Annotated in this window: 12 protein-coding genes and 1 riboswitch; of the genes, 4 read left to right on the forward strand and 8 right to left on the reverse strand. The window is 74.1% G+C overall.

Features of this window, described 5'->3' with window-relative positions; all coding sequences use genetic code 11:
- Positions 1–38: 38 nt before the first annotated feature.
- A complete protein-coding gene (locus IE99_RS29795) occupies positions 39–461 on the forward strand; it encodes an ATP-binding protein (protein ID WP_051713290.1) in 423 nt (140 codons plus the stop codon).
- A 13-nt stretch (positions 462–474) separates the two neighbouring features.
- On the opposite strand, the gene IE99_RS0126265 is transcribed toward IE99_RS29795, so the two are convergent.
- From IE99_RS0126265 to cobF, 5 genes are all read right to left on the reverse strand, one after another.
- Positions 475–993 (reverse strand): hypothetical protein, encoded by a 519-nt coding sequence (locus IE99_RS0126265; RefSeq protein WP_030176537.1) that lies wholly within the window; start codon positions 991–993, stop codon positions 475–477.
- A 182-nt stretch (positions 994–1175) separates the two neighbouring features.
- Positions 1176–2003, reverse strand: coding sequence for an SMP-30/gluconolactonase/LRE family protein (locus IE99_RS0126270; protein ID WP_030176540.1), 828 nt, complete (start codon positions 2001–2003; stop codon positions 1176–1178).
- Positions 2004–2033: 30 nt separating this feature from the next.
- Positions 2034–2639 carry a PIN domain-containing protein gene (locus IE99_RS31510; protein ID WP_245623346.1) on the reverse strand — a complete coding sequence of 202 codons (606 nt, stop codon included), beginning with the start codon at positions 2637–2639 and terminating at the stop codon, positions 2034–2036.
- Between the two features lie 11 nt (positions 2640–2650).
- On the reverse strand, positions 2651–3109 hold the full coding sequence (locus IE99_RS0126280; RefSeq protein ID WP_030176545.1) for a helix-turn-helix domain-containing protein: 459 nt from the start codon (positions 3107–3109) through the stop codon (positions 2651–2653).
- Between the two features lie 72 nt (positions 3110–3181).
- Complete coding sequence (cobF, locus tag IE99_RS0126285; protein WP_030176547.1) at positions 3182–3919, reverse strand: precorrin-6A synthase (deacetylating); 738 nt, start codon at positions 3917–3919, stop codon at positions 3182–3184.
- Positions 3920–3981: 62 nt separating this feature from the next.
- Here cobF and IE99_RS0126290 point away from each other — a divergent pair, with 62 nt between their 5' ends.
- The 3 genes from IE99_RS0126290 to IE99_RS0126300 are packed head-to-tail and all read left to right on the forward strand — an operon-like array spanning position 3982 to position 6661.
- Positions 3982–5199, forward strand: a complete 1218-nt coding sequence (locus tag IE99_RS0126290; protein WP_037560118.1) for a bifunctional cobalt-precorrin-7 (C(5))-methyltransferase/cobalt-precorrin-6B (C(15))-methyltransferase — start codon at positions 3982–3984, stop codon at positions 5197–5199.
- A complete protein-coding gene (gene cobM / locus IE99_RS0126295) occupies positions 5196–5951 on the forward strand; it encodes a precorrin-4 C(11)-methyltransferase (RefSeq protein WP_030176550.1) in 756 nt (251 codons plus the stop codon). Before IE99_RS0126290 ends, cobM begins: the two co-directional genes overlap by 4 nt.
- Positions 5936–6661, forward strand: a complete 726-nt coding sequence (locus IE99_RS0126300; RefSeq protein WP_030176552.1) for a cobalt-precorrin-6A reductase — start codon at positions 5936–5938, stop codon at positions 6659–6661. The genes cobM and IE99_RS0126300 overlap by 16 nt, the downstream gene beginning before the upstream one ends.
- On the opposite strand, the gene IE99_RS0126305 is transcribed toward IE99_RS0126300, so the two are convergent.
- The 3 genes from IE99_RS0126305 to IE99_RS0126315 are packed head-to-tail and all read right to left on the reverse strand — an operon-like array spanning position 6652 to position 9871.
- Positions 6652–8139: a precorrin-2 C(20)-methyltransferase gene (locus IE99_RS0126305; protein WP_030176554.1), complete on the reverse strand. Its 1488-nt coding sequence runs from the start codon at positions 8137–8139 to the stop codon at positions 6652–6654. The genes IE99_RS0126300 and IE99_RS0126305 overlap by 10 nt on opposite strands.
- Positions 8139–8759 carry a precorrin-8X methylmutase gene (locus tag IE99_RS0126310; RefSeq protein WP_030176557.1) on the reverse strand — a complete coding sequence of 207 codons (621 nt, stop codon included), beginning with the start codon at positions 8757–8759 and terminating at the stop codon, positions 8139–8141. Before IE99_RS0126310 ends, IE99_RS0126305 begins: the two co-directional genes overlap by 1 nt.
- Positions 8756–9871 carry a hypothetical protein gene (locus tag IE99_RS0126315; protein ID WP_030176560.1) on the reverse strand — a complete coding sequence of 372 codons (1116 nt, stop codon included), beginning with the start codon at positions 9869–9871 and terminating at the stop codon, positions 8756–8758. The genes IE99_RS0126310 and IE99_RS0126315 overlap by 4 nt, the downstream gene beginning before the upstream one ends.
- Positions 9872–9943: 72 nt before the next feature.
- A riboswitch (cobalamin riboswitch) is annotated at positions 9944–10075 on the forward strand.
- The last annotated feature ends 11 nt before the right edge of the window (positions 10076–10086 follow it).

Genomic DNA, 10086 nt, shown 5'->3' on the forward strand with positions numbered 1-10086 from the left:
CGGCTCGAAGGCACAGGTTCCGACTCGTGAGGTGATCGATGCTGCTCGCCGTCCCCGCCCCCGCCGAAGCCGACGCGCCCATGTTCTGGCGCCGCGCGTTCCCCGGGCGGACCGATCAGGTGCGGGTCGTCCGCGCCTTCGCCGCGCACCTCCTCGCGGGCTTCCCGCACCTGGACGACGTCCTGCTCGTCCTGGACGAGCTCGCCGTGAACGCGCTCACGCACACCCGCTCGGGATGGGACGGCGGCCGGTTCACCGTCGACGTCCGCATGGACGTGGCGGGCGTCATCGTCCGGGTGATGGACGAGGGCGGCGCCGGCGAACCCTGCCTCGGGGACGCCGACGAACTGGCGGAGAACGGCCGAGGTCTCCTCACCGTCGCGGCCCTGGCCGCCACCTGGTCCTGGAAGGGCGACACCCGCGGCCGCACCGTCCGCGCCACCTTCCCCACCCCGACCTGACCGCGGCGTCGCCTCAGTGGGTGAACGGCTCCAGGCAGGTGCCTTCCCTCGTCGTTCCCTCGACTTCTATGAGGAGCCTGCTGGGACGGATGTCGCCGTGCACGCAAGCGCGGGTTCCGACGAGTACCACGAACACGACCCCTGGCGCGGGAGCGGTCCCCGATGCACCGGTGCGGAAGGACTGCACCTGGACGCGGTCACGTGCGTATCCCAGACCGAGCAGGGTCCGCTCAACGGACGTGACGGCGAAGTCGTGCCTCTCACGTAGCCGGGACAGTGCCGGACGGACCTTGGCCTCTGCGGCGCGCCCCAGACGCTCGTCCTCGGCGGAGAGAGGGGCGCGGTTCTTCCAGGCGTTGTTCTCCCCTTGGTGGGGAGCCGAATCCCCTCCATTGCGGGTCGCCTCGTCGTAGGGCGACCGCGCCGGGACGGCGGAGGCCGGCTCGCCGCCCGAGCCGGCCGCCTCCGTGCCGCAGCCGCAGGCCAGGATCGCGAGCGCGGCGGCAAGGCTCGCTCGGCGCGGAAGTCTCATCGACCGATTGTCGCAGCCGGATCCGTGCGGGACACGCCCCGGGCTCAGCGTCGCGCACGCCTGAGCGGAGACGCCGGGAGTGATGCAATTAAGAACGCAGGTGGCGGCTCCGAGTCCTTGTGGCCGTACGGGTCCAGCACGTCGATCACTATCAGCACCCCGTCCCACAACCCTGACGGTGATCAGGGGCGCCCGGCGCCGGGGGCCGGGGCCGGGAAGGCCACGACCTGTCCCGTCGGTTCCGTGGCCTGCGCGTCGCCGTACTCCTGTCCGACGACGTACAGGTGCGGGTAGTCATCGCGGCTCAGCGCGCAGGCGAAGGCTCCGCGATCCAGCTTCACCGTGTCGAGGACCTCGCCGCCCTCCCGTACCCGGACGCAGTGGCGCTCGCCCACGTCGGCGTACCAGACGGCGCCGTCGGAGTCGGCGCAGATGCCGTCGGGGTGGCCGTCTCCGAGGTCCGCCCATGTCCTCCGGTCGCCGAGGGAACCGTCGGGACCGATGGGGAAGGCGGTGAGCCGGCCGCCATGGGACTCGGCGACGATCAGCGTGGTGCCGTCCGCGGTGATGGCCATGCCGTTGGGGAAGGCGAGATCTCCGGCGACCGGTCGGGCCGTTCCGTCCGGCGTGACGAGCGCGACGATGCCCGGGGCCGGCTCTCCGCCGGGGAAGTCGAAGCCGATGTTGTTGACGTAGGCGTTGCCGCGCGCGTCGACCACGATGTCGTTCCACGGCTTACCGGAGATGGCGGCCAGATCGGCATGGGCGACCATCGACCCATCGGGGTCGCGGCGCAGCAGCCGCCGCCGCGCCGAGTCCACGACGAGCAGGCGCCCGTCCGGCAGGAAGTCGATGCACATCGGGAACGACGGGACGCTGACCACCACCTCGTGGCCGCCCGCGGGGCCGAGCGCGATCACCTGGCCGGCTCCCCAGTCGGAGAACCAGAGCCGTCCGTCGTGCCAGCGCGGGGACTCGCCGAACACGATCCCGTCCATCAGTACCGTCATGAGAAGGCGGACTCCGCGCCGCCCCGAGACTCATCGGTGTGCGCGACACCGGCGGCGTGGAGGTCGAGGAAGCGGATCTTCGGCGGATGGGGGCCGCCGACGATCCGAACAGTCCCGGAGTGCTGCGGCCGATTCGACCAGGCCGGCCCGTTCGAGGGCATCGAGTATGGCGGCATAGGTCTTGGGTGGCCGGGTTCGGCTGACCGCGATCTGGTGAACACAATCTCGGACGATGTTCTCGTCGAGGTGGAGCTGGTCGAGGACGAAGTCGTCAGGACCTTTCGCTTCGACACCGAACCCCGAGAGCGCGTCGGTGGGAAAGTCCTTGAGGTTCGAGGTGACGATGACCTCGGCGCCGGCCCTGATCGCGGCGGCCAGGACGTGACGGTCGTCGGCGTCGGGGAGTTTGAGTCCTTCGAAGTTCTCGACCAACGCGCCTGGAATCGCGGCGTTCATGCGTTCGCGGAGCCGCGAGAGCTTGTCCGAGGAGATATCGGGCTGATTGGCGGTGAGGTTCCGGCACACTTCGTCGAGGATCCGGTTCGTCCAGCGCGCTTGCACCAGGCCGGACATGGCGAGTCGTATCACCAGGTCGCGGACCTCGTTGCCGTACAGCACGTTCGCGTCATGGACCACGACGAATGGTATTAGTACAGGTCCAGTTCCTCGCTGAGTGCCACGAGATCGTCGGCGGCCTTGCGGCTGGCGGCGTCGCTCCGTTCCTTGTAGGCCATGAGGTCTTCGAACAGGATGCGCCGGTGACGCCCCACGAGGCGGCAGGGAATTTCGCCGGCATCGATCAGGCCGATGAGATAGGGCCTGGAAACATTCAGGATGTCGGCGGCCTGCCGTGTGGTCAGCTCGGCATGGTTGGGCATCGCCGTCACTCCACGGCCCTCGGCGAGCTGGGTGAGCATGTAGGCGAGCATGGTGACGACGTCACGTGGCAGGACCAGTGCTCCGTCGCCTGTCAGTTCGCCGGTGACGCGAATGTCATCAGCGCCGGGGTGTGCTGCGAGGTAGTCCTTGATCCGTCGTAGGGCGCGGGCTGCCTCTTGGGCGTTCACTTGCCCCGGTTCCAGGGACTTCGGGGTACGCGCGGTCATGGCAGCTCCTCCTACATGCAGTATGTGCAGTAGAAGCAATTAAAGCAACTGGATCCTGCAGTGTTCGGCGGCTCAGTCCTCGCGGCGGAGGAGGTAGGTGTCCATGATCCAGCCCTTGCGGGCTCGGGCGTCGGCGCGGGCGGCGCGGATGTCGTCGGCGACCTCCGAGACCGGGCCGGAGATCAGGATCTCGTCGGGGGTGCCCAGGTAGGCGCCCCAGTAGATGTGGTGGCCGGGCGCCGCGCCGGCGAACGAGTTGTGGGCGTCCAGCATGACGAGGACGTCGTCGGCGGTGGGGCCCTCGGCGGCGAGGCGGCGGCCCGTCGTGATGTGGACGGGGCGTCCGACGCGGGTCAGGCCGACGCGGTGGCGGGCCGTGAGCGCCGCGATGCTCGTGATGCCGGGGATCACCTCGTGCTCGAACTCGGCGTCGATCTCGGCGAGGGCGGCGAGGGTGCTGTCGTAGACGCCCGGGTCGCCCCAGACGAGCAGGGCGCCGGTCTCGCCGTCGGCCAGCTCGTCCCGGACGAACCGCTCGTAGATCTCGGCGCGGCGGGACCGCCACGTCTCGACGGCGGCCGTGTAGGCGGGGGTGGTGCGGTCGCGTTCGGGGTCGTCCTCCTCGACGATCCGGTACGGGGGGGTGCCGTGCGCGGCGATCATGTCGTGCCGCAGGCGGGACAGGTCGCTCTTCGCCGTGCCCTTGTCCACCAGCAGGAACGCGTCGGCGGCGGCGATGGCCTTCGCGGCCTGGAACGTCAGGTGGTCGGGGTCGCCCGCGCCGATGCCGATGATCAGAAGCCGCTTCACCCGGAGGATTCTGCCAGAAGGGCAGGGATAGGGTTGTCGTCGCATTTCACCTGAGGAGGCCCGTGGACGCTCGTGTCATCACCGTCGTGGGGATCGGCGCGGACGGGTGGGACGGGCTCCCGGCCGCCTCGCGCGCGGCGATCGCCGAGGCGGACGTGCTGCTCGGCGGCCGCAGGCAGCTCGATCTTGTGCCGGGCGGCGCGGAGCGCGTCGCGTGGCCGTCGCCGCTGGTGCCCGCACTGCCGGGGCTGATCGAGAAGCATGCGGGGCGCCGGATCGTCGTGCTGGCCAGCGGCGACCCCATGTTCTACGGGATCGGGTCGACGCTGGTGCGGCTGGCCGGCTCCGGGCGGGTGAGGGTCCTGCCGCATCCGTCGTCGGTGTCGCTGGCGTGCGCGCGGCTCGGGTGGCCTTCCGAGGACGTCGATGTCGTGAGCCTGGTCGGGCGTCCGGCGGGAACCCTGAACGCGGTCGTCGCCCCAGGGCGGCGGGTCCTCGTGCTCGGTTCGGGACGCGAGGCCCCCGCGGTCGTCGCGGCGCTGCTGGCCGGACGCGGATTCGGGCCGAGCCGGATGACCGTCCTGTCCGATCTGGGCGCCGGGACCGAGGTGCTGCGGGACGGCGTCGCCGGGGAGTGGACGGACGAGGCGGACTCCGCGCTGAACATCGTCGCCGTCGAGTGCCTGCCCGGCCCCGGCGCGGTGGTCCTTCCCCGGACGCCGGGGCTGCCCGACGACGTGTTCGAGCATGACGGGCAGCTGACCAAGAGCGAGGTCCGCGCGGTGACGCTGTCGCGGCTCGGGCCGCTGCCGGGCGAGCTGCTCTGGGACGTGGGCGCCGGGGCCGGGAGCATCGCGATCGAGTGGGCGCGGGCGCATCCGTCGTGCCGGGCCGTCGCGGTCGAGAGCCACCCCGAGCGCGTGGCGCGGATCGGGTCGAACGCGGCGGCGCTCGGTGTCCCGGCGGCCGTGGAGGTCGTGGCCGGGCGGGCGCCCGGCGCCCTCGGCGGCCTGCCGGAACCCGACGCGGTGTTCATCGGCGGCGGCCTCACCTCGCCCGGCGTCCTGGAGCGCTGCTGGGACGCCCTCAAGCCCGGCGGGCGGCTGGTCGCCGCCGCCGTCACCCTCGAATCCGAGGTGAAGGTCGCGGAGGGCCGCCGGACGCGCGGCGGCGATCTCGTCCGCGTCGGGATCGAGCGCGCCGCGCCGCTCGGCGGGTTCACCGCCTGGCGCCCCGCCATGACCGTCACCCTCTGGACCGTTCGAAAGGACGCCCCTTGACCGTCTTCTTCGTCGGGGCCGGCCCCGGCGCCGCCGACCTCGTCACCGTGCGGGGGCTCCGCGTCCTGGAGGCCGCGCCCGTGTGCCTGTACGCGGGGTCGCTCGTCCCGCGCGAGCTGCTGGACGCCTGCCCGCCCGGCGCCCGCCTGGTCGACACCGCGAACTTGACCCTGGACGAGATCGTCGCCGAGCTCGTCGCGGCGCACGAGGCCGGGCGGGACGTGGCGCGGCTGCACTCGGGAGACCCGTCGGTGTTCAGCGCGGTCGCCGAGCAGATGCGGCGGCTCGACGCGGCGGGCGTCCCGTACGAGGTCGTGCCGGGCGTCCCGGCGTTCGCGGCGGCGGCGGCGTCGCTCGGCCGGGAGCTGACCGTGCCGGGCGTCGGCCAGACCGTGATCCTCACCCGGACGGCCGTGCGCGCCACGCCCATGCCGCCCGGCGAGGACCTCGCGACGCTCGGCGCGAGCGGCGCCACGATGGTGCTGCACCTCGCCGTCCAGCGGATCGGGGAGGTCGCGGCGGAGCTGGTCCCGCGCTACGGCGCCGACTGCCCGGTGGCGGTGGTCGCCCGCGCGAGCCGCCCCGACGAGGTGATCCTGCGCGGGACGCTCGACGACATCGCCGGGCTGGTGGAGGACGCGGGCGTGAAGCGCACCGCTGTGATCGTCGTGGGCCGGGTGCTGACCGCGTCGGCGTTCCCCGACAGCCACCTCTACAGCTCCGACCGGGACCGGCCGTGCGGCGCGTCCTGATCCTCGGCGGGACGGCCGAGGCGCGGGCGCTGGCCGCCCTCCTCGCCGGCGTCCCCGGCCTGCGCGTCGTGTCGTCCCTCGCGGGGCGCGTCACCGACCCGCGCCTGCCCGAGGGAGAGGTGCGCATCGGCGGGTTCGGCGGCGCCGACGGGCTCGCCGCGTGGCTCCGCGAGCACCGCGTCGACCGGTTCGTGGACGCCACCCACCCGTTCGCGGAGCGGATGAGCGCGTCGGCGGCGCGGGCCTCGGCGCTGACCGGCGTGCCGCTCCTCGCATTGCGTCGTCCCGGCTGGGATGCGGACGACGGCTGGCAGAGGGTCTCGTCTCTCCCGGAGGCCGCCGCGTCCCTGCCGCCGGGCGCGCGCGTGTTCCTCACGACCGGACGCCGCAGCATCCCCGTGTTCGCGGAGAGGACCGACGCCTGGTTCCTCGCCCGCTCCGTCGACCCGCCCGAGCCGCCCGTCCCGGGCAACGTGCACGTCCTCCTGGCGCGCGGCCCCTACACGATCGACGGTGAGCGCGCGCTGATCGACGAGCACCGCCTGGACGTCCTGGTCACCAAGGACAGCGGCGGCGCCATGACCCGCGCGAAGCTCACCGCCGCCCGCGAGGACGGGCTGGCCGTCGTCATGGTCGACCGCCCGCCGCTGCCGGACGGCGTCCGGGCGACGGGCGATCCCGCCGAGGCGGCCGCCTGGGCTCAGGGGTAGCGGCGGGGCGTGTAGACCACGCCGCGGTCGGTGACGCGGGTCGCGGACGACCCGACGATGAGCAGGCACCGCATGTCGACCCGCTCGGGGTCGAGGTCGCCGAGCGTCGTCACCGTGACGCTCTCCTCGGGGCCACCGACGTCGCGTCCGATGACGACGGGGGTGTCGGGGGAGCGGTGCTCCAGCAGCAGGTCGCGGGCCGCGGGGAGCTGCCACTTCCGGCGGCTGGACGACGGGTTGTAGAACGCCATGACCAGGTCGGCCTCCGCGGCGGCGGTGATGCGGCGCGCGACCGCCTCCCACGGCTTGAGGATGTCCGACAGCGACAGCACGCAGAAGTCGTGCCCGAGGGGCGCGCCCGCCCTGCTCGCGACGGCCTGCGCGGCGGTCAGGCCGGGGACGACCCGCACCGGGACGTCGGCGAACTCCTCCTCGTCGGCGACCTCGAGGACGGCCGTCGCCATGGCGAACACCCCCGGGTCGCCGGAGGAGACGACCGCGACGCGCGCCCCGTCCCGCGCCAGCTTGAGGGCGTGCCGCGCGCGGTCGGCCTCGACCCGGTTCCCGGACACGTGGCGCCGCTGGCGCGCATTCGGCGGCACCCGGTCCACGTAGGGTCCGTAGCCGACGAGGTCGGTCGCGGCGGCGAGGGCGTCCTGCGCCTCCGGGGTCAGCCAGGGGCGTCCCGCCGGTCCGAGGCCGACGACCGCGACGGAGCCCTCGCCGTCCGGGCGGGCCGGCGCGGGCGCGGTGAACGACGTGCCGGCGGGGCTCGTCAGCAGGGCGAGGGACATGTACGGGACGTCCGCCGGGTCGACCTCGCCCAGCGGCAGCACCCGTTCCGCGTCGGAGGCGGCGCGCTCCACGTAGTGCGCGTCCGCCAGCCGGCCGGCGTCGTCGAGGGCCTGCCTGACCTTGGGGAACGTCCGGCCGAGCTTGAGGACGGCGGCGGCGTCGGTGTCCCGGAGCCGCCGCGCCAGCTCGTCGGCCGGCAGCGTCCCCGGCAGGACGGTCAGGACCTCGTCGCGCTCCACCAGCGGGAGCCCGGCGGCGGCCGACGCCGCGCTCAGCGACGTCACCCCCGGGACGACCTCCGTCGGGTAGTGGGGCGCCAGCCGCTTGTGGAGGTGCATGTACGACCCGTAGAACAGCGGATCGCCCTCGCTCAGCACGACGACCGTGCGGCCCGCGTCCAGGTGCTCGGCGAGGCGGGCGGCGCAGTCGGCGTAGAAGTCGTCCAGCGCGCCCTGGTAGCCGCCGGGATGGCCGGTCGTCTCCGTCGTCACGGGGTAGACGAGCGGTTCCTCGACCTGCCCCTCCCGCAGGTAGGGCGCGGCGATCCGGCGCGCGATGCTGCGGCCGTGGCGGGCGGAGTGGTACGCGACCACGTCCGCCTCCGCGATGAGCCGCGCGGTCTTCACCGTCACCAGTTCGGGGTCGCCGGGCCCGACGCCCACCCCGTACAGCCGTCCCGACATCACTCCGCCTCACTCGCGATGGCGTTGACCGCCGCCGCCGTCATCGCGCTGCCGCCGCGCCGCCCCCGCACCACCAGGTGCGGCAGGTCGCTCGCGGCGAGCGCGTCCTTGGACTCCGCCGCCCCGATGAACCCGACCGGGATCCCGAGCACCGCCGCCGGGCGCGGCGCGCCCGCCTCGACGAGCTCCAGCAGCCGGAACAGCGAGGTCGGCGCGTTCCCGATCGCGACGACGGCGCCGCCGAGGCGGTCCAGCCACCGGTCGAGCGCCGCCGCGCTGCGCGTGGTCCCGAGCCGTTCCGCCAGCTCCGGGACGCCGGGGTCGCCCAGCGTGCACACGATCTCGTTGCCGGCGGGCAGCCGCCCGCGGGTGATGCCGGACGCGACCATCTGCGCGTCGCACAGCACGGGCGCGCCCGCCAGCAGCGCCGCCCGCGCCCGCTCCACCACCCCCGGCGCGTACGCCAGGTCCTTCACCAGGTCCGTCATCCCGCACGCGTGGATCATCCGGACGGCGACGCGCGCCACGTCCGGCGGCAGGCCCGCCAGATCCGTCTCGGCGCGGATGGTGGCGAACGACCGCCGGTAGATCTCGGCGCCGTCCCGCACGTAATCGATCACTGCCGTTCCTCCGTCGCCGTTCCGGCCGTCCGCAGGACGACCGGGCCGCGGGGCGTCCCGCAGCGTCGTTCACAGCCCGCCCAGTGGACGGGGACGTCCGGTGGCCCGTCCAGCCCGGCCACCCAGGCCCGCGCCTCGGCCTGGACGTCGGCCCGCGACCTCGCGCAGCCGGGGCTGCCCGTGCACGCCGACACCCCGACCCACGGCGAGGACGCCTCGGTGGCGAACCCGGCCGCCGCCAGCCGCGCCGCGACGCCTCCCGCCTCGTCCCGCGCCAGGTCGCGCAGGACGACGCTCCGCCACGGGGTGAACCGCACCTCGTCCGCGACGTCCGCGAGGGCCTCCAGCTGCGCGCCCGACATGCGGCCGAGCGGCGGGACGGCCTCCAGCGCGACCCGCCCGTCGCGCTGCTCGATCACGCCGGCGCGCGGGGGCCGGGGGGCTGCGGGCGGGGTCTCCAGGAGGGTGCCGCCGAGGTGCCGGGCGACGCGCCCGGGACCGTCCGGGACCTCCGCGAGGCGCCATTCCGTGCCGCGGACGCCGAGGAACGCCCCGGCCGCCGCGAGCATGGCCGCCACCGGGTCCGGAACCGGCAGGTCCAGGTCCCGGCCCGCGAGCCTCAGCCCCGACGGTGTCGCGGTGACGTCCGCCTCCACCGGGGTGATGTCACCCGTGCCGTCGTCGAAGGCGAACAGGAACCGGCCCGGCAGGGCGGCGAGCGCCGGGTCGGCGCACAGCGCCTCGTCCAGGGCCGTGACCAGGCCGTCCGTGGCCAGGACGCCGTGCTCCCCCCGGCCTCCCAGAGGCGACGCGGCGATGTTGCGCACCCGCTCGTGGGCCGGTGACGGAAGCAGCCCGGCGGCCGCCGCGCGGCGCGCCAGCCCGGCCGGATCCCGCACGCCGCGCAGCTGCACGTTGGCGCGCGACGTGAGTTCGATCACGTCGGTGCCGAGCTCCCGCGCGGCGGCGCCGAGGACCCGCAGCCGCGCGGCGGTCAGCGCGCCGCCCGGGGTGCGGACGCGGGCGAGGGCGCCGTCGGCGGCGGTATGCGTCTGGAGGGTTCCGGGGCAGGCGTCGGCACGCGGCCGTCCCGCCGCGTTGACATTCGGCACGAGGAGGATGTTAACCACAGTTTGCGCCGGGGCCGCGCTGCCGTAGGCTGCTCCCGAGGCGATGGCAAAGGGAGGAAGCCGGTGTGAATCCGGCGCGGTCCCGCCACTGTGACCGGGGAGCGAACCCCGCCGAAGGCCACTGTCCGGCCCGTTGAGGGCACGCGGGAAGGCCGGGGCGAGCGTCGATCCGGGAGCCAGGAGACTCCTGCCGTCGT

This window comes from Spirillospora albida (assembly GCF_000718255.1).
Lineage (GTDB): Bacteria > Actinomycetota > Actinomycetes > Streptosporangiales > Streptosporangiaceae > Spirillospora > Spirillospora albida.

Coding starts and splice junctions, on each gene's coding strand:
- IE99_RS29795 (WP_051713290.1), top strand. CDS start 39: ATGCTGCTCGCCGTCCCCGCCCCCGCCGAAGCCGACGCGCCCATGTTC.
- IE99_RS0126265 (WP_030176537.1), bottom strand. CDS start 993: ATGAGACTTCCGCGCCGAGCGAGCCTTGCCGCCGCGCTCGCGATCCTG.
- IE99_RS0126270 (WP_030176540.1), bottom strand. CDS start 2,003: ATGACGGTACTGATGGACGGGATCGTGTTCGGCGAGTCCCCGCGCTGG.
- IE99_RS0126280 (WP_030176545.1), bottom strand. CDS start 3,109: ATGACCGCGCGTACCCCGAAGTCCCTGGAACCGGGGCAAGTGAACGCC.
- IE99_RS0126305 (WP_030176554.1), bottom strand. CDS start 8,139: ATGTCGGGACGGCTGTACGGGGTGGGCGTCGGGCCCGGCGACCCCGAA.